The following is a 17,175-nucleotide window of genomic DNA, read 5'->3' as shown; positions in this document are numbered from 1 at the left end:
CAAGCGGCGGCAGGACGAACGGTCGCCCGGGGGCGACAGGCGTCAATGCGTTGACACCCATGCCCCCTGGCGGGGCTGGCCGCGGGCACCCCTGCCCGCCGACAGCCCCCTGCCCGGCTCAGGCCAGGACTTTGTAGCAGGGCTGGTATTCGCCCGAGATCTTCATGCGGCGCTGCTCGACGAACGCGCGCAGCAGCTCGTCCAGAGCCTGCATCATGTCGGCGTCGCCGTGGATCTCGAACGGGCCGAACTCCTCGATGCGGCGCATGCCATCTTCCTTGACGTTGCCGGCAACGATGCCGGAGAAGGCCCGGCGCAGGTCCGCGGCCAGCGCATGCGGCGCCCGCCCGTGGTGCAGGTCAAGCGCCGCCATCGCTTCATGGGTCGGCACGAACGGCTGCTGGTACTCCCACGGAATCTCGATGGACCAGTTGAAGAAGAACGCATCCTTCTGCGCCAGGCGGTGCTCACGCACGCGCTTGATGCCGGCCGACATCTTCCGCGCCACCGCGACCGGATCGCCGATGACGATCTCGTAGCGGCTGGCGGCTTCGTCGCCGAGGGTCAGGCGGATGAACCGGTCGATCTGCTCGAAGTACGGCGCAGCCACGGTCGGGCCGGTCAGGATCAGCGGGAACGGCAGGTCCTTGTTCTCCTCGCGCAGCAGGATGCCGAGCAGGTACAGGATTTCCTCCGCAGTGCCGACGCCACCGGCGAACACGATGATGCCGTGGCCGATCCGCACGAACGCTTCGAGACGCTTCTCGATGTCCGGCATGATCACCAGGTGGTTCACGATCGGGTTGGGCGACTCGGCGGCGATGATGCCCGGCTCGGTCAGGCCGATGTAACGGGTGACATGCTTGCGCTGTTTGGCATGGGCGATGGTGGCGCCCTTCATCGGGCCCTTCATCGCGCCCGGGCCGCAGCCGGTGCAGATGTCCAGTCCGCGCAGGCCGAGCTCGTAGCCGACCTGCTTGGTGTACAGATACTCATCGCGGCCGATCGAATGGCCGCCCCAGCACACCACCAGGTTCGGGTCGCCCGGGTTGAGGATGCGCGCATTGCGCAGCAGCCCGAACACGGCGTTGGTGATGCCCTCGGAGGATTCCAGTTCGGCGGCGTAGGCCGGGCCCATCTCGATGGCCATGTAGGCCAGGTCGCGGACCACCGCGAACAGCAGCTCGGCCACGCCGCGGATGATCTCGCCGTCGACGAAGGCCATCGCCGGCGCGTTGACCAGATCGATGCGCACACCGCGATCCTGCTGCGCTACCTGGATGTCGAAATCCGGGTACAGATCGCGCGCGGCGCGCGGATCGTCCGAGGCACTGCCACTGGTCAGCACGGCCAGCGCGCAGCGGCGCAGCAGCTCGTGCATGCCGCCGCCGGAGGCGTCGCGCAGGCGCGCCACTTCGGCACGCGACAACACATCCAACCCACCGCGCGGGTAGATCCGCGCGTCCTGCACCGGCAGCGTGCGCGCCGGCGTTTCGGTGATTTTCATTTCCATCTTTTCTGCTTTCCTCAAGGTGTCCGACTGTACCGCTGCCCCCTTAAAAAGCAAAACGGCCGGGGAGACCCGACCGTTGGATATGTGGCGCCCCGGCGCTGCTCTGGGCCGCCGTACGTGCGCCTTTCGCGGCGCAACCGGTTGAGCATACGCGCAATCGCGCACGGGAGCAAGCATGGCGCCGGACAGCAGAACGGCCAGGTTGCCCTGGCCGTTCTGCGTACAGCGGTGCTACATCACTTCATCAGAACTTGTAGCGGAAGCCCAGCTGCATCGACCACTGGGACACACCGGTATTGCCGTTGCCGTTGCTGCCATTGGCAACCGTCGGACGCTCGACATTGTTCGGGTTGAAGTTGCTGTAGACGTACTTGCCGTCATACATGCCCGCAGCGGTCAGGACGCGACGGTTCGCGAAGAAGCCGTAATCTTCAATATGGCCCCAGTCCTTGTTGATCAGGTTGCCGACGTTCATCACGTCCAGCCAGATCTCGGACTTGTGGCCCTTGAAGAAGCCCGGCAGTTCCTGGCTGATGCGCAGATCGAAGCTGTTCACCCAGGACGAGCGGCCGGAGTTGCGCGGAGCCGCCTGGCCAGCGTAACGCGCCAGTTCCGGGTTGGCGGACAGCCATTCGAAGAACGACTTTTCCATCGCCGGGTTGGCGGTGAACTGACCCGTTGCACTGAGGGTACCGAACAGCACATCGCCCGGGCCGGCAGGCACGTAGAACAGGTCGTTGCCGCTGCGGCCTTCGCCGTTGGCATCGTTCGAGTACACGTAGCTGAACGGACGACCGTTACGACCTTCGTAGAACATGCCTACGCTGGTCTTGTAATCGCCGAAGAACTTGTGGCTCCAGTTGATGCTGCTGCTGACGCGGTTGCGGATCTGGTAACGCGACGTACCGATCGTTTCTTCGTTGGCATTGAAGATGTAGTTGTAGTTCCACGTCGAACCGGCCGTCGAGCTGGTCATGTCACTGACCATGCTGGAGTCGGTGTAGGTGTAACCCACGTTCCAGCTCCAATCACTTTCCGGCGAGAACGGCTTGGCCAGCGACACGGTGAACTGGCTGCTGCGGCCCTTGTCGGTGTTTTCCAACACGTACACGTTGCCGAAGTTGCGATCACGATTGTAACGGTTGCTGGCAGTGGTCCACGAACGGCCGATGCGCGACGGGTCGTAGTACATGTCACGACCGTCCTGACCCTTGAAGGTGGACTCGCCGATGTTGATGCTGCGGTAGAACAGGTCGCTCTTCACCTTGGTCACCAGCAGCTCGGCCGATGCGACCAGGCCATGCCACGGCAACTCATGATCCAGCGCGAGGTTGGCCTTCCACACCGACGGCTGCTCGAAGTCCGGGCTCACGTAAGTGACGTTGGTTTCCGGCGTGCCGACGGACGGACGGACCTGATCGGCCACGATCGGCTCATAGGCCCAGTTGCCCGAGTTGATCGTGCCGCCCTGCTCGCCCGTGTAGCGCAGGAAGTTCAGACCGGTGGTGCTGAATGCATTGCCGAACCACACCTGCGGCGATGCGCCGCGGAACAGGCCCACGCCGCCGCGCAGCTGCGTCGGACGCTCCGAATCGAAGGTGTAGTTGAAGCCGAAGCGCGGCTGGACCAGCCACTTGTCCTTGCCGTTGACGTAGCTGTTGTCCAGACCGAACGAGGCCAGGGCAGCCGAGTTCAGGGTCGGACGACCACTGACGGTCGGCTTGTCGGCGCGGACGCCATAGGTCAGCGTCAGGTTGTTGTTGACATACCAGGTGTCCTGCGCAAACAGGCCAAGCTCACGGTACTTGAAGCTGGCGGCGATGGTGTCATCGCTCAGGCCCGGCTGCGGAAGGTGCTGGACGTAGTTGCTCCAGTTGCCGGCCGCGTAGTTGTCCAGGCCGAAGAACTCGTACGTGCCGTACAGGTTCTGGACGAACATGTTGTACACGTCGTTGCTGCTGAAGTCGGCACCGAACTTGACATCGTGGTCGCCCAGGGTCAGCACGCCCGACGCGTAGCCGTTCCAGGTCTTGGTCTGCAGCAGGTTGCCCGGGGTGCTCGGGTCCGGCCCGAACATGATGTACTCACCGGTCGGAGAATCCACATTGCCGCCAAAGAAGATCTTGGTGGTGGCAATCTTTTCGCCCGGCATGATGCGTGCGGACGTGTAGTCGCGGTACGACGCCTTCAATTCGGTCGAGAAGGTGTCGGTCCAGTCGCTGAAGACCTGGGCGACGTAGTTCTCGATCGTCTTCTGCTGCTGGAAGAAGGAGGAGCTCAGGTTGACGATCGAACCACCCGTGGTCGGGGTGCGCGCCTGGTTCTGCTCAACCTTGCTGTAGCGGAAGCTGGCACGATGATTGTCGTTGATGTTCCAGTCCAGCTTGACCGCATATTCTTCCAGGTCGGTGCTGCCATCGACGTCGCCAACGCTGCCTGCATCAACACCGTACAGGGTGCTGGCCAGACGGGTCGCTTCATTGATCTGGGCCTGGCTGATCGTGCCGTTGCCCAGCGCACTGTCGGCCACGCTTGCGCCCGGCGACTTCCATTCCTGCTTTTCGTAGTTGGCGAAGAAGAACAGCTTGTCCTTGATCAGCGGACCACCCAGCGTCATGCCGTAGGTGCGCTCGTTGTCGAAGCCGTCGAACTTGTAACCGGCCGGATCCTTGCCGAACCAGTCGCCATCGCGGTACGAGCCGTAGACCGAACCGTGGAACTCGTTGGTACCGGACTTCGTCACCGCGTCGATCACCGCACCGGTGGCGCCGGCGATGGTGACGTCGTAGCTGGACAGGTCGACATTGATCGCTTCCAGCGCATCCATCGCGACCGGCTGGCGACGGGTCGGCATGCCGTTGTCTTCCAGGCCGAAGGTGTCGCTGATCGACACACCGTCAACGCGGATCGCGTTGTACTTCGGGTTCTGGCCGCCTACGGAAATCTGACCGTCGGCCTTGTTGGTCTGCGCAATGCGCGGATCCAGGCGGACGTAATCCTGGATGTTGCCACCGGCCGAGGGCAGTGCATCGATCGTCTGGCGGCTGATGTTCGTACCGGCGCCCATCTTGGTCGCACTGAACACTTCCGAGCCGGCCGCGACGGCGGTGACCTGGACAGCGTCCAGGTTCGTCGCTGCCATATCACCGTTGAGCGTAGCGTTGACCGTCGCCGACTGGCTGACGCCGAGGTAGACGCCATCTTCGGTCTTGGTGCCAGCGCCGGGCTTGTTGATGGTGATGGTGTACGGACCACCCACACGCAGACCGCGCGCGTTGTAACGACCCGATGCATCGGTGGTCGCACGGCTGACCGTGCCCGACTCGGTATGCGTGATGGTGACTTCTGCACCGGCAACAGGCGCGCCTGCAGCCGACATTACCTGGCCGCCGACACCGGCAGAGGTGCTCTGGGCGAAGGCGGGAGCGGCAGCAAGTGCAGCCACGAGACCAAGCGTCAGCTTGGACATCCGGAGACAACGGGAGTGGGTCATTGGGGAGTAGCCTCGATGCGAGATTGGCGATGGCGGAGAAAAAAACGCGCCCAAGCAGCCTTGCTGGCGGCTGACTGGACTTTTATCTGGGTTCCCTAGCCGCGAGCTGGTTTCAGCCGCAACGGTTAACACTAGATTAACACGGTACCGTTGGATTGTGACGGTTTGGCGACAAAACACACACCATCACAACGGGATCGTGACGCCATCTTCACATTTGATTGTGACCGGCTGAATGCGGGCATGCCGGGGTTCAGCGGGGTGCACGGGGTTCTGCGCAGGCTGGCTGGGGAGCCGGCCAGCGGCCGGCACTACCCGGCATGGCGCGGGCAGGCCCCGGCGTCCACGACGTGCTCAGCCCTCGAAGATCTGGCCGCGATGGGCGGCCCCGGCCGCCGACAGCAGCAGTACCGCCGCATCGGCGCAGACGGCCGGATCGCGCGCGCCCCGATCTTCATCCAGCGAGAAAGCCCGGGCACGCAGGGCGGTGCGCATGGGGCCGGGCTGCAGGCCGCTGACCCGCACCGGGCTGCGGCCGAGTTCGTCGTGCAGGGAGGCGATCAGGCCACGCAGACCGTGCTGGGCCGCGCCGTAGCCGCCCCAGTAGGCCTGCCCGACGCGCGCCGGATCATCCACGGTGAACACCACCGCGGCATCGTCGCGCTGGCGCAGCAGCGGCAGGCAGGCCTGGGTCAGCCAGGCCGGCGCGGTGAGATTGACGTGGACAGCGCGGGCGAAGGCGGCCGGATCGGCCAGCTCGAACGGGGTCAGCCCGGCAAAATCGGCCGCGCAGTACAGCAAACCGTCCAGGCGCCCCAGCTCGCCCTGCAGGCGCTCGGCCAGCGCGGCGTAGTCGTCCGGGGTCGCGCCTTCCAGATCCAGCGGATACAGCAGTGGCTCCGGGCCGGCTGCCTGCACGGCGGTGTACACGCGGTCCAGGCGGCGCGGCTTGCGCCCCAGCAGGACCACCGTGGCGCCGGCCCGGGCACAGGCCACGGCAGCGGCACTGCCGAAGCCGCCGCCCGCGCCTGCAATGAGAATCACACGATCGGCCAGTGCGCCGGTCCCGACCACGACGGACGGGACCGCACTCATGCCTGGGAGGCCTCTTCGACGATGCGCTTGAGCTCGCCGGACTCGAACAGCTCCAGCACGATGTCACAGCCGCCGATGAGCTCACCGTGGATGAACAGCTGCGGGAACGTCGGCAGGTTCGAGAAACGCGGCAGGTTGGCGCGGATCTCGGGCTCTTCGAGCACGTTGACCGTGCGCAGCGCGACCGCGCCGGCGGCCATCAGCGCCTGCATGGCACGGCTGGAAAAGCCGCACATCGGATATTGCGGGGTGCCCTTCATGAACAGCACGAGGGGGTAACGTTCGACTTCGGCCTGGATTTGCTGCATCACCGCCACTACGACTCTCCCTCCAATGTGGGACAACCCGACCTCACCGGTCGGCTAGACTTCCCTCGCCCGCCATTGTAAGCCTACTGGCCCCGCATACGGCGCCCCATTCCCCGCCCGTGGTGACCATGCCCTTCGAACTGCCCCGCCTGCCCTACGACCGCACCGCCCTGCAGCCGCACCTGTCGGCCGAGAGCTTGGACCTGCACCACGGCCGGCACTTTCGCGCCTACCTCGACGCGGTCAATGCCCGCATCGCCGGCACCGAACTGGAGGACCTGGCCCTGGACGACCTGGTCCGGCAAAGCCAGGGCAGCCTGTTCGACGCCGCCGCGCAGGCCTGGAACCACGGCTTCTACTTCCAGTGCCTGCATCCGCGCGGCGGCGGCGATCCGCAGGGCCGGCTGGCGGAACTGGTTACCCGCCATTTCGGCGACGTCCGCCGGCTGCGCGACGAGTTCGATCACGCCGCACTGGGCCTGTTCGGCTCCGGCTGGGTCTGGCTGGTGCAGCACCCCGGCGGCGCGCTGGCGATCCAGACCACCCGCAACGCCGGCACACCGCTGACCGGCAACAGCACCCCGCTGCTGGCCTGCGATGTCTGGGAACACGCGTACTACACCGATTACCAGAATGAGCGCGCGCGCTACCTGCAGGCGTTCTGGAAACTCGTCAACTGGGACTTCGTGGCGTCGCAGCTGCGCGATTGACGGGTGAGCGGTAGTGCCGGTGGGGCCTGGTAGGTGCCGACCGTTGGTCGGCACGGGGCGTCCGGTCGCACCGATCCCGCTGCGGGTGCAGGCATTGTGCGCACCAACGGTGCGCACCTACCTTCTCGGCGCCCCCCCCCCTTTCAGTCGCGCGCCCACCGCAGGTGGGCATCCGCGCCGACCTGCCGGTCAGCCACGCAGCGTGTGGATCACCGGGGCGACCTGGGCGTTGCGATCGAGCTGCCCGCCCACCGTCTCCAACGTTGCGGCCAGGCGCAGGGCGTCATCGTCGCGCAGCGTGGCATGCCCGACCTTGCGGCCGTCCCGCGGCTGCTTGCCGTAGTCGTGCCAGTGGCCGCCGGACTGCGCCAGCACGGCGGCTGCATCAGGCATCGCGCCCAGCCAGTTGAGCATGCAGGCGTGACCGAGCATGCGCGTATCGCCCAGCGGCAGGCCAAGCACGGCCCGCAGGTGGTTCTCGAACTGCGAGGTCTCGCTGCCTTCGATGGTCCAGTGGCCCGAGTTGTGCACGCGCGGTGCCATCTCGTTGACCAGCAGCTCGTCGCCCCGGCAGAACAGCTCCAGCGCGAACACCCCGACATAGTTCAGCCGTTCGGCCAGCGCGCGCGCATGGCCGATGGCGGCCTCGTGCTGGGCCGGGCTCAGCCGCGCCGGCGCCAGGCTGGCCGACAGCACGCCATCGACGTGCCAGTTGCCGGTCACCGGCCAGGCGCGGAACTCCCCATCGGGGCCACGGACGGCCACCACGCTGACCTCGCGATCGAAGGCGACAAAGCCCTCCAGGATCAGTCCGGTGCGGTCGACGTAGTCGCCCAGCGCCGCCCAGGCCGCGTCGATGTCGGCGGCGCTGCGGATACGGAACTGGCCTTTGCCGTCGTAGCCGAGCCGGCGCGTCTTGACGATGCAGGGCATGCCGAACTCGGCCACCCTGGCCGCCAGTTCATCGCGGCTGCGGATATCGGCGAACGGCGGCAGCGGGATGCCCAGCTGCTGGAACAGGGTCTTTTCGCTGAGCCGGTCCTGGGCCACGGCCAGCGCATCCGGATTGGGATACACCGGCACGCGCTCGGCCAGGAAACGGGCGCTGTGCGCGGGGACGTTCTCGAAGTCGAACGTCACCACGTCCACCCGTGCCGCGAACGCGGCCAGCGCGGCCTCGTCCTCGAAGGCGGCCACCTGCAGCGGCGCCACCTGGGCGCCACAGGCATCGGCAGCCGGGTCGTACAACTCGAAACGCAGGCCCAGCGGCGCGCCCGCCAGCACCATCATGCGCGCCAGCTGCCCGCCCCCCAGGATTCCGACGGTTTTCATGGTCATTGACGCGGGTCGTCGTGGGCCATGACGTCTTCGGTCTGGCGGGCGCGGAAGGCGTCCAGCGCCTGGCCGATCGCCGGCTGGTCCGAGGCCAGCATGGCGGCGGCGAACAGGGCTGCGTTGGACGCGCCGGCATTGCCGATGGCGAAGGTGGCGACCGGAATGCCGGCCGGCATCTGCACGATCGACAGCAGCGAATCCATGCCGTTGAGGGCCTTGGACTGCACCGGCACACCCAGCACCGGCACCGCGGTCTTGGCCGCGATCATGCCCGGCAGGTGCGCGGCGCCACCGGCGCCGGCGATGATCGCGCGCAGGCCGCGTGCACCGGCCTGCTCGGCGTAGGTGAACAGAACGTCCGGCGTGCGGTGCGCCGACACGACCTTCACTTCGTAGGGAACACCCAGCGAATCGAGCTTCTGGGCTGCGTGCTGCATGGTTTCCCAGTCGGAGCGGGAACCCATGACGATGCCGACGAGCGGCGCGGTTTGGTTGGGGGTCATTGGCCGTCACCTGCCTTAAAGACGTATTCTAGCCATCTTCCACGCAAGACGAAGAATCATGGATCGCAAGCTGCTCGACCTGCTGTGCTCGCCCGATACGCGCCAGCCCCTGTCCCTGCTCGACGCCAAGGCCCTCGAAGCGCTCAACCGCGCCATCGGTGCCGGTGGCGTGGCCAAGGCCGACGGCAGCCCCCAGGCCCAGCCCCTGCGCGAAGCGCTGCTGACCCGCGACCGCAAGCAGGTGTTCCGCGTCGATGACGACATTCCGGTGCTGCTGGCCGAAGAGGCCATCGAGACGGCGCAGATCGCCGACTTCCCGGAAAAATGAGCCCGGCCCCGTTGCCCGTCCCGTCTGCGGCCGTGGTGGCCGAGGACGTCGCCCGTGCGCTGGCTGAAGACATCGGCACCGGCGATGTCACCGCCGCCCTGCTGCCCGACCGTCCCGACAGCGCGTACCTGCTGTGCAAGCAGGACGCGGTGATTGCCGGCCGGCCGTGGTTCGATGCCACGCACCGCGCGCTCGATCCGGACGTGACGATCGACTGGCGCGTGGCCGACGGTGACAGCGTCCGGGCCGGCACCGTGCTGGCGATCCTGCAGGGCCGCAACCGCAGCCTGGTCAGCGCCGAACGGACCTCGCTGAATTTCCTGCAGACCCTGTCCGGCACGGCCACCACGACGGCGCGCTACGTCGCTGCGGTGGCCGGCACCGGCACGCGCATCCTGGATACGCGCAAGACCCTGCCCGGGCTGCGCGTGGCGCAGAAGTACGCGGTCCGGTGCGGCGGCGGCGACAACCACCGCCAGGGGCTGTTCGACACGGTGATGCTGAAGGAAAACCACATCCGCGCGGCCGGCTCGCTCACCGCCGCGGTGCAGGCGGCGCGCGCGCAATGGCCGCAGTTGCCGCTGGTGGTCGAGGTCGAAGACCTGGTCCAGCTGCGCGAAGCGTTGGCGGTTGGCTGCGAACGCATCCTGATCGACGACTTCGACGCCGGCATGCGCCGCGAGGCCGTGCGCATCACCGCCGGGCAGATTCCGCTGGAGGTCTCCGGCAGCGTCGATCTGGCCGGGCTTCGCGCCATCGCCGACGATGGCGTGGACTGCATCTCCATCGGCGGCCTGACCAAGCATGTGCAGGCGATCGACCTCTCCCTGAAACTGGGCGATCCGCCGGGGTGAGGGAACACGTGCCGGCCCACGGCCGGCACCCACCGCTGCCCACGTTCACGGCGTCGGCAGCCCGGGTCTGCGAGGCTTGCCCTGCCCCCACCCGGAGAGCGCGCATGCGCCCCCTGCTCCTGCTTGCATGCCTGTCGCCGCTGGCGACGCTGCTGCCGGCCGCCGCATCGGCCGCCGAAGTCTGCGACATCCCGCCGCGCTACGGATTGAGTCCGCTGGCGGTGAACATCGTGCAGACCGCCTGCAACGAACACCGGCTCTGGTTCCGCCCCTTCATCGACCGCGACGGGCGCGCCGCCAGCCTGAGCGTCACCGAAGCCGAGCGCGAGCACCTGGCCGACAACGGGCTGATCGCGTGGCAGCGGGTGGTGGGCTACTGGCGCGAGAGCGGAACGCTGTCGCCGATGGGCGACCAGCCCGGCGCGTCCAGCTGCATGGCCCCGCTCGGCACCCGCTACACCGACAGTGACTGCCGCGCGTTCCTGATCGACAACCCGTGGTCGGCGGCCTTCATTTCCTGGGTGATGACGCGGGCCAGTGTGCCCGGCTTCACCCGTTCGCCGCGCCACATCGACTACATCCGCGCTGCGTACCAGAACAGCGGGCCGTACCGCATGACCGATCCGGCACAGGAGAAACCCGCGCCGGGCGACCTGCTCTGCTTCCTGCGCGACCGCCGCCAGACGCTGAGCTACAGCGGCCTGGTGCAGTCCCTCGGCAGCGGCGCGGTAGCGCACTGGAAGTCGCACTGCGAAGTGGTGATCGCGGCCAACGTGGGCGGCGACCGGACCCTGTACCTGGTCGGCGGCAACGTGATGAACACCGTGGCGATGCGCAAGCTGTCGCTGGACCGCAGCGGCCGCATCGAGCTGCCGCCCGCCAAGGCCAGCGCCAGCGACGGCGTGGACCCGGGCTGCACCCCGGGCCGGGAGGACGAATGCAGCTTCAACCGGCAGGACTGGGCCGCGCTGCTGAAGCTGGTGGCGACCGCACCGGCCGCGCTGCCGGTGGTCGCGCCGGACCCTGCGGGCGCGGCTGTGCCGCCCCCTGCAGGCGGGCCGCCGGCGTTGCCGGATGCCCCGGCCACGCCCCAGATCGCGCCGCAGCGCCCCGCTCCGCCGCCACCCACGACGACGACGCGATGATCGCGACGATGCGGGCGGCTTGATCCGCGTGGCATTCGTCGCCATCTTGGGAGGCCACCCGCCCTGATCGTACCGAGCCGCCGATGCCCAGCCTGATCCTGTTGATGATTGCCGGCGCGTTCGTCTACGCCTTCTGGAATTCCTCGCGCGCGGCGGCAGAGCGCGCGGGCGAACTGGGGCGCAATGCCTGCAGTGCCGCCAACGTGCAGTGGCTGGACCAGAGCGTGCATGCCACCGGCCTGCGCGTGGTGCGCAAGGACAGTGGCTGGCTGGGCTGGGAGCGCACCTTCAAATTCGAGTATTCGCACGATGGCGTGGACCGCCACAGTGGCCGCATGGTGCTGCGGGGCGACCAGCTGGTGGCCTTCGTCGGGCCGTCGGCGGCGCGGATCAGCGAGATCCGCCGCGATGTGGATACCCGCGACGCCGAGGACGTGTGATGCGCGCGTAGAGCCGGGTTCTACCCGGCCGGGCAGTGCGCGTAGAGCCGGGTTCTACCCGGCCGGGCAGTTCGCGTAGAGCCGGGTTGTACCCGGCTGGGCAGAGCACGTAGAGCCGGGTTCTACCCGGCTGCATGTTGGATACAGGCACCAGCAGCCGGGTAGAACCCGGCTCTACGGGGTGCGTTACTTGACCACGCGCAGGTGCGGCCGGCCACTCGGCTTGGGCGGTGCGTCGTCCGGCGGCGTCGGGGAATCATCCGGCGGCAGCTCGTCGTCCGGGCCCGGGTCGTGGCCGGGGATGTCGTCCGGCAGCGCCATGCCCTGCCCGGTCTCGCGGGCGTAGACGGCCAGCACGGCCGAGATCGGCACCTGCACCGGATAGCTGGTGCCGGAGAACCGCGCCGAGAAGCTCACGCCCTCGTTGTCGATTTGCAGCCGGACCACCGCGCGCTCGGCGATGTTCAGCACCACCCGGCCATCCTTCACCGCGCTCTGCGGGACCTGCACGCCGGGCATGCCCGCGTCGACCAGGATATGCGGGGTCAGATCGTTGTCGTTGATCCATTCCACCAAGGCCCGCAACAGGTACGGGCGGTGGCTGGTCATGCGGAAAGTGTCTTCAGTCATGTGGTAGAGCCGAGCCGTGCTCGGCTGCTCTTGATCCGGATTGCCTGGTGCAAGTGTACGCGCCAGCACCCGCACCGGTCAGCACCGGCGCACGGGGCGTAAAGCGCCGATGCAGTCATCGGCAACGGCGCGCGCGGCTCAGGTGGGCAGATCGCGCAGCTTCTTTTCCTGGTCGGTCAGGCTGCGGATGAACCCCGGGTGGCGGAAAATGCGGTTGCCGTAGTCCTCGATCGACTTGCCGTCCTTGGGCAGCGCCACGTCCAGCGACTGCAGACGCCAGATGATCGGCGCCATCGCGCAGTCGGCCAGGCTCATTTCCGGATTGAGGAAGAACTTGCTGGCCTTGAACAGCGGCACCGCACTGGTCAGCAGCTCGCGCAGGCGCTTGCGGCCGGCTTCGGCCTGGGTCTTGTTGCCCAGCTGGATCGCCTGCACCTGCGGCACCCAGTCGTGCTCAATGCGCAGCATGGCCAGGCGGATGCGCGCGCGGGACAGCGGATCGACCGGCATCAGCGGCGGATGCGGGTAACGCTCGTCCAGGTATTCGCTCACCACCGACGCCGCATACAGCACCAGCTCGCGCTCCACCAGGGTGGGCACGGAGTGGTACGGATTGAGGTCGATGAGATCCTCGGGCGGGTTCTGCGGATCGACCGGAACGAGGTCATAGGTGACGCCCTTGGCCGCCAGCACCAACCGTACGCGATGGCACAGGACATCGTCGTTCGAGGAAAACAGCGTCAGGGTATTCCGCATGCGTACGCTCGCCGCCATCAAAGGCTCTCCAACGACCGGAAACCGCCGGTCGTATCGGCGCCACCAGCCCAGTGCTGGCAGTCGTCACAGTACCCGAGTGTGCAACTGCACATCACAAAAGCCAATAGGCCATGCGTCTCATGCCGGTAGCCATGAATCGCGACGGCGGCGCCCTGCCCGTTCAGTGCACGTCCTTCCAGTATTCCTTCTTCAGCAGATAGATCAGGAAGGTCAGGAACGCCAGGAACAGAATGACCCATACGCCCAGCTTCTGGCGCTTCAGGGCGGCCGGCTCGCCGGCGTACTCCAGGAAGTTGGTGATGTCGCGCACCGCCTGGTCGTACTGCCCGGGGTCCACATTGCCCGGCTGCGCGAGCTTGAGCCCGATCACCGGCGCATCCGCGCCCGGGGACTCCGGCTTGCCATGCACGGCGTGCTGCAGGCCCTGCATCTCCCACAGCGGGTTGGGCATGGAGGCATTGGGGAACAGCGTGTTGTTCCAGCCCAGCGGGCGCGACGGGTCCAGGTAGAACGACTTGAGGTACGTATAGACCCAGTCGCTGCCCCGCACGCGCGAAATCAGGCTCAGGTCCGGCGGCATCTTGCCGAACCACTTCTCCGCAGGTGCCTTGGGCATCGAGACGGGGATCTGTTCACCGATAGGGGTGCCGGTGAAGTTGAGGTTGTTCATCACCTCTTCCTCGCTCAGCCCCAGGTCCTCGGCCATGCGCGAGTAGCGCAGGTATTTCAGCGCGTGGCAGCCCGAGCAGTAGTTCATGTACAACTGCGCGCCACGTTGCAGCGACGCGCGGTCGTTGAGGTCGTTGCCGGCCTGCAGGGTCTTGCCGCCCTCGGCGGCACCCGCCAGGCCGCTGGCCAGCATCAAGGCGGCCGCGCAGGCCAGCCGGACAATCCAGTGGTCAGTCATGCGTGGTCACCCGGTCCGGTACCGGCTTGGTCCTGTCCAGCTTGGTCCATAGCGGCATGGTGATGAAGAAGGCGAAATACAGGAAGGTCAGCACGCGCCCGACGTAGGTCTCATGCGCGTCCGTGCCCGGGCCCGAACCGATCACGCCCAGCCAGACGAAGCAGACCGCGAACATGCCGAGCAGGCCGCGCGAAAGCAGGCCCCGGTAGCGGTACGACTTGACCCGGGCCCGATCCAGCCACGGCACCAGGAACAGGATCGCGATGGCCGAGAACATCACGATCACGCCGCCGAGCTTGTTCGGCACCACCCGCAACATCGCGTAGTACGGGGTGTAGTACCAGACCGGCTTGATGTGCTCGGGGGTGACCAGGCGGTTGGCTTCGGTGAAGTTGTCGTGCTCGAGGAACAGCCCGCCGAACGCCGGTGCGAAGAAGATGATGAACGCGGCGATGACCAGCAGGAAGCCGGCGCCCACGCCATCCTTGAGCGTGTAATACGGATGGAACGGAATGCCGTCGGCGGGCGCGGTGGCCGACCAGCGGTTGCCCTTGGGCCCCTTCTTGATCTCCACGCCGTCAGGGTTGTTCGACCCGACTTCGTGCAGCGCGCCCAGGTGCAGCACCACCAGCAGCAGCAGCACCAGCGGCAGGGCGATCACGTGCAGGGCGAAGAAGCGGTTGAGCGTGGCATCGCTGGGCAGGTAATCGCCCATGATCCATTCGGTGAGGCCGTTGCCGATCACCGGAATGGCGCCGAACAGCGAGATGATCACCTTGGCGCCCCAGAACGACATCTGGCCCCACGGCAGCACGTAGCCCATGAAGGCTTCGGCCATCAGCACCAGGTAGATCAGCATGCCCAGGATCCACACCAGTTCGCGCGGCTTCTGGTAGCTGCCGTAAAGCAGCCCGCGGAACATGTGCAGGTAGACCACGATGAAGAACAGCGAGGCCCCGGTCGAGTGCATGTAGCGGATCAGCCAGCCCCATTCGACATCGCGCATGATGTATTCGATGGAGGCGAACGCTTCGGCCGCGTTGGTCTTGTAGTGCATCGTGAGGAAGATGCCGGTCACGATCTGGTTGACCAGGATCAGCAGCGCCAACGAACCGAAGTAGTACCAGATATTGAAATTCTTCGGCGCGTAGTACTCGCTCACGTGCTTGCGGTACACCGGCATCAGGCCCGGCGCGCGCGCGTTGACCCAGTCGGCGACGCCTGTGGCGGTGCGGGTAAGGATATTGGCCATGCTCAAGCCGCCCCCTGCGGGTCAACGCCGATGATGATGGTGTTGTCGTCCTGGTAATGGTGCGGCGGCACCAGCAGGTTGATCGGCGCCGGCACATCCTTGAACACGCGACCAGACATGTCGAAGCGCGACTTGTGGCAGGGGCAGAAGTAGCCGCCCTTCCACTGCGGGTCGTACGGTTCAGGGCGGATCTCGGCCACCATTTCCGGCGAGCAGCCCAGATGGGTGCACAGCCCGACCAGGACCGAGACATCGGCCTTGATCGCGCGGAATTCGGGGTTCTGTTTGAGCACGTAGTCCGGCTGCTGTTCCTTCTCGCCCGACTCGGGATCCTTCAGGCGGCCATCCAGACCGTGCAGCGCATCGAGGATGGCCTTGGACCGTTTGACGATCCAGATCGGCTGCCCTCGCCACTCGAGGACCAGCCGCTGGCCTTCCTGCAGCGCACTGATGTCGGCGATCACCGGCGCCCCGGCCAGTTTGGCGCGGGCGCTGGGATTCCAGGACTTGATGAACGGCACCGCTGCAAATCCGACGCCGACCGCGCCAACCACCGCAGTGGTTGCTGACAGAAACCGTCGACGTCCAGTGTTGACTGGATCGTTTACCCCATCGTTGGCCATCCGGCACTCCGATATTGATTTAGGTAGCTTGAGGCTGCCAGCAGACCGGTGGGGGCCAGTCCACAATGAATCAGAGCCGACTATAGCGGAACCTGACTCGGCGACACAACGCGCAGATCATCCGCCGAACACCTGTCAAGCACGAAACCGTCGTGCCGGCCGATGGCGGGCTCTGCGGGATGCTTGAAGGTACCAGGAGCCGGCCAGCGGCCGGCACTACCGGACGGTCTCGGTGTGCGGGGAGCCGGCCCGCGGGCACTACTGCGTGGATGCTGTCACGCCCCGATAGCGGTCGGCCAGCAGGGCCACGCGCTTCACGTAGTACTGGGTTTCACTATAGGGCGGCACGCCGCCATGACGGTCCACCGCCCCCTCGCCCGCGTTGTAGCCGGCGGCGGCGAGGGTCAGGTTGCCGTTGAAGCGCTTGAGCAGCCACGACAGATACTGCACGCCACCGCGGATGTTCTGCGCGGCATCGTACGAGTCGGTCACCCCGAAGCGGCGGGCGGTGGGCGGCATCAACTGCATCAGGCCCTGCGCGCCGGCGCGGCTGAGCGCGGTGGGGTTGTAGGCCGACTCGGCGTGGATGATGGCGCGGACCACGGCCTCCTCCACCCCGAACTCGCGCGCGGCCGCGGCGATCTCGGCCTGGAAGGCGGTCGTATTGAGCCGCACCGAGCCGAAGTTGACGCCCGGATTGGCACCGCACGCATAGCAGCGCTCGATGAAGCTGTAATGGATGGTGCGCACCTGGCCCAGGCTGGCCACCTGGGCCGGGCGGGCGCTGGTGTAGTGGCGCACCCCGTCCTTCATATAGGTGTAGACCTGCCCGTTGACCACGCGCTGGGCCTTGCCCGTGCGCGCGGCGGGGGCGGACGGCGCGCTGAGGACGGTCGCCGCCGGCGCTGCCGATGCGGTGGCGGTGATCGCAGTGCCGGCGTTGGCGCCATCGGCCTGGGCAACCGCCACCGCAGGCGCAACCGGTGCCGCCGCGGGTGGCGCGACGGGCGCGGGCACGGCCTGGCGGCGGGGCGCGCTGCGGTCGGGACGGTAGTTGCTGACCACACTGCAGCTGGCGGCGGAGACGCGCTTGCTCACGTAGCTGGGAATGCCGTCGGCACCCACGCACTTGTACAGCGTGCCCGCACTGGCCGGCACAGCGGTCAGCGCAGCCAAGGCCAGCGCAAAGATCCCCAAGATCCCCTTCATGGGGCGGAGTGTCTCCGTTTCGCCGCGACTTGCCAAGCCTTTGACGCAGCTGG

At 66.9% G+C, this 17,175-nt stretch carries 17 protein-coding genes; 5 read left to right on the top strand and 12 right to left on the bottom strand.

All coding sequences use genetic code 11. The annotated features are described in order from the left end of the window. Window positions 1-118: 118 nt before the first annotated feature. The 4 genes from ppnN to grxD all read right to left on the bottom strand — a co-directional run bounded on the left by ppnN (window position 119) and on the right by grxD (window position 6,418). A complete protein-coding gene (gene ppnN, locus ACLB90_RS16895) occupies window positions 119-1,507 on the bottom strand; it encodes a nucleotide 5'-monophosphate nucleosidase PpnN (protein WP_411850551.1) in 1,389 nt (462 codons plus the stop codon). 250 nt (window positions 1,508-1,757) lie between these two features. Beyond that, window positions 1,758-5,006, bottom strand: coding sequence for a carboxypeptidase regulatory-like domain-containing protein (locus ACLB90_RS16890; RefSeq protein WP_411850550.1), 3,249 nt, complete (start codon window positions 5,004-5,006; stop codon window positions 1,758-1,760). Between the two features lie 354 nt (window positions 5,007-5,360). Then, complete coding sequence (locus ACLB90_RS16885) at window positions 5,361-6,101, bottom strand: SDR family NAD(P)-dependent oxidoreductase (RefSeq protein WP_411850549.1); 741 nt, start codon at window positions 6,099-6,101, stop codon at window positions 5,361-5,363. Beyond that, entirely contained in the window at window positions 6,098-6,418 is a 321-nt protein-coding gene (grxD, locus tag ACLB90_RS16880; protein ID WP_411850548.1) for a Grx4 family monothiol glutaredoxin, read from the bottom strand. Before grxD ends, ACLB90_RS16885 begins: the two co-directional genes overlap by 4 nt. A 119-nt stretch (window positions 6,419-6,537) precedes the next feature. On the opposite strand from grxD, the gene ACLB90_RS16875 reads away from it, so the two are divergent. Further along, complete coding sequence (locus tag ACLB90_RS16875; protein WP_411850547.1) at window positions 6,538-7,119, top strand: superoxide dismutase; 582 nt, start codon at window positions 6,538-6,540, stop codon at window positions 7,117-7,119. Window positions 7,120-7,308: 189 nt separating this feature from the next. Here the strand turns inward: ACLB90_RS16875 and ACLB90_RS16870 are convergent, their stop codons facing one another. After that, window positions 7,309-8,451, bottom strand: coding sequence for a 5-(carboxyamino)imidazole ribonucleotide synthase (locus ACLB90_RS16870; protein ID WP_411850546.1), 1,143 nt, complete (start codon window positions 8,449-8,451; stop codon window positions 7,309-7,311). Between the two features lie 2 nt (window positions 8,452-8,453). Next, complete coding sequence (purE, locus tag ACLB90_RS16865; RefSeq protein ID WP_411850545.1) at window positions 8,454-8,957, bottom strand: 5-(carboxyamino)imidazole ribonucleotide mutase; 504 nt, start codon at window positions 8,955-8,957, stop codon at window positions 8,454-8,456. Between the two features lie 58 nt (window positions 8,958-9,015). Between purE and ACLB90_RS16860 the strand changes: the two genes are divergently transcribed. The 4 genes from ACLB90_RS16860 to ACLB90_RS16845 all read left to right on the top strand — a co-directional run bounded on the left by ACLB90_RS16860 (window position 9,016) and on the right by ACLB90_RS16845 (window position 11,724). Continuing rightward, window positions 9,016-9,285 (top strand): Trm112 family protein, encoded by a 270-nt coding sequence (locus ACLB90_RS16860; RefSeq protein WP_411850544.1) that lies wholly within the window; start codon window positions 9,016-9,018, stop codon window positions 9,283-9,285. Then, complete coding sequence (gene nadC, locus ACLB90_RS16855) at window positions 9,282-10,139, top strand: carboxylating nicotinate-nucleotide diphosphorylase (RefSeq protein ID WP_411850543.1); 858 nt, start codon at window positions 9,282-9,284, stop codon at window positions 10,137-10,139. Before ACLB90_RS16860 ends, nadC begins: the two co-directional genes overlap by 4 nt. A gap of 104 nt (window positions 10,140-10,243) precedes the next feature. Next, on the top strand, window positions 10,244-11,284 hold the full coding sequence (locus ACLB90_RS16850; RefSeq protein ID WP_411850542.1) for a DUF2272 domain-containing protein: 1,041 nt from the start codon (window positions 10,244-10,246) through the stop codon (window positions 11,282-11,284). 83 nt (window positions 11,285-11,367) lie between these two features. After that, on the top strand, window positions 11,368-11,724 hold the full coding sequence (locus ACLB90_RS16845; RefSeq protein ID WP_411850541.1) for a DUF3301 domain-containing protein: 357 nt from the start codon (window positions 11,368-11,370) through the stop codon (window positions 11,722-11,724). A gap of 186 nt (window positions 11,725-11,910) precedes the next feature. Here ACLB90_RS16845 and ACLB90_RS16840 read toward each other — a convergent pair whose 3' ends face one another. From ACLB90_RS16840 to ACLB90_RS16815, 6 genes are all read right to left on the bottom strand, one after another. Next, a complete protein-coding gene (locus tag ACLB90_RS16840; protein ID WP_411850540.1) occupies window positions 11,911-12,354 on the bottom strand; it encodes a ClpXP protease specificity-enhancing factor in 444 nt (147 codons plus the stop codon). 138 nt (window positions 12,355-12,492) lie between these two features. Continuing rightward, window positions 12,493-13,128 (bottom strand): glutathione S-transferase N-terminal domain-containing protein, encoded by a 636-nt coding sequence (locus ACLB90_RS16835; protein WP_017354849.1) that lies wholly within the window; start codon window positions 13,126-13,128, stop codon window positions 12,493-12,495. 163 nt (window positions 13,129-13,291) lie between these two features. Then, complete coding sequence (locus ACLB90_RS16830) at window positions 13,292-14,038, bottom strand: cytochrome c1 (protein ID WP_411850539.1); 747 nt, start codon at window positions 14,036-14,038, stop codon at window positions 13,292-13,294. After that, entirely contained in the window at window positions 14,031-15,290 is a 1,260-nt protein-coding gene (locus ACLB90_RS16825) for a cytochrome b (protein WP_411850538.1), read from the bottom strand. The genes ACLB90_RS16830 and ACLB90_RS16825 overlap by 8 nt, the downstream gene beginning before the upstream one ends. Before the next feature lie 2 nt (window positions 15,291-15,292). Further along, window positions 15,293-15,913, bottom strand: a complete 621-nt coding sequence (gene petA, locus ACLB90_RS16820) for a ubiquinol-cytochrome c reductase iron-sulfur subunit (RefSeq protein WP_017354852.1) — start codon at window positions 15,911-15,913, stop codon at window positions 15,293-15,295. Window positions 15,914-16,171: 258 nt separating this feature from the next. Further along, complete coding sequence (locus ACLB90_RS16815) at window positions 16,172-17,122, bottom strand: lytic transglycosylase domain-containing protein (protein ID WP_411850537.1); 951 nt, start codon at window positions 17,120-17,122, stop codon at window positions 16,172-16,174. Window positions 17,123-17,175: the final 53 nt, after the last annotated feature.

The organism is Stenotrophomonas sp. LGBM10 (assembly GCF_046736075.1).
In the GTDB taxonomy this organism is placed as follows: Bacteria; Pseudomonadota; Gammaproteobacteria; order Xanthomonadales; family Xanthomonadaceae; genus Stenotrophomonas.
This window is presented reverse-complemented; position numbering and strand designations above follow the sequence as displayed.

Excerpts from the sequence above, each read along its gene's own strand:
- ACLB90_RS16815 (WP_411850537.1), bottom strand. The coding sequence starts at position 17,122 with ATGAAGGGGATCTTGGGGATCTTTGCGCTGGCCTTGGCTGCGCTGACC.
- ACLB90_RS16850 (WP_411850542.1), top strand. The coding sequence starts at position 10,244 with ATGCGCCCCCTGCTCCTGCTTGCATGCCTGTCGCCGCTGGCGACGCTG.
- ACLB90_RS16825 (WP_411850538.1), bottom strand. The coding sequence starts at position 15,290 with ATGGCCAATATCCTTACCCGCACCGCCACAGGCGTCGCCGACTGGGTC.
- petA (WP_017354852.1), bottom strand. The coding sequence starts at position 15,913 with ATGGCCAACGATGGGGTAAACGATCCAGTCAACACTGGACGTCGACGG.
- ppnN (WP_411850551.1), bottom strand. The coding sequence starts at position 1,507 with ATGAAAATCACCGAAACGCCGGCGCGCACGCTGCCGGTGCAGGACGCG.
- purE (WP_411850545.1), bottom strand. The coding sequence starts at position 8,957 with ATGACCCCCAACCAAACCGCGCCGCTCGTCGGCATCGTCATGGGTTCC.
- ACLB90_RS16860 (WP_411850544.1), top strand. The coding sequence starts at position 9,016 with ATGGATCGCAAGCTGCTCGACCTGCTGTGCTCGCCCGATACGCGCCAG.
- ACLB90_RS16835 (WP_017354849.1), bottom strand. The coding sequence starts at position 13,128 with ATGGCGGCGAGCGTACGCATGCGGAATACCCTGACGCTGTTTTCCTCG.
- ACLB90_RS16890 (WP_411850550.1), bottom strand. The coding sequence starts at position 5,006 with ATGACCCACTCCCGTTGTCTCCGGATGTCCAAGCTGACGCTTGGTCTC.
- ACLB90_RS16840 (WP_411850540.1), bottom strand. The coding sequence starts at position 12,354 with ATGACTGAAGACACTTTCCGCATGACCAGCCACCGCCCGTACCTGTTG.
- ACLB90_RS16875 (WP_411850547.1), top strand. The coding sequence starts at position 6,538 with ATGCCCTTCGAACTGCCCCGCCTGCCCTACGACCGCACCGCCCTGCAG.
- ACLB90_RS16830 (WP_411850539.1), bottom strand. The coding sequence starts at position 14,038 with ATGACTGACCACTGGATTGTCCGGCTGGCCTGCGCGGCCGCCTTGATG.
- ACLB90_RS16885 (WP_411850549.1), bottom strand. The coding sequence starts at position 6,101 with ATGAGTGCGGTCCCGTCCGTCGTGGTCGGGACCGGCGCACTGGCCGAT.
- nadC (WP_411850543.1), top strand. The coding sequence starts at position 9,282 with ATGAGCCCGGCCCCGTTGCCCGTCCCGTCTGCGGCCGTGGTGGCCGAG.
- ACLB90_RS16845 (WP_411850541.1), top strand. The coding sequence starts at position 11,368 with ATGCCCAGCCTGATCCTGTTGATGATTGCCGGCGCGTTCGTCTACGCC.
- ACLB90_RS16870 (WP_411850546.1), bottom strand. The coding sequence starts at position 8,451 with ATGAAAACCGTCGGAATCCTGGGGGGCGGGCAGCTGGCGCGCATGATG.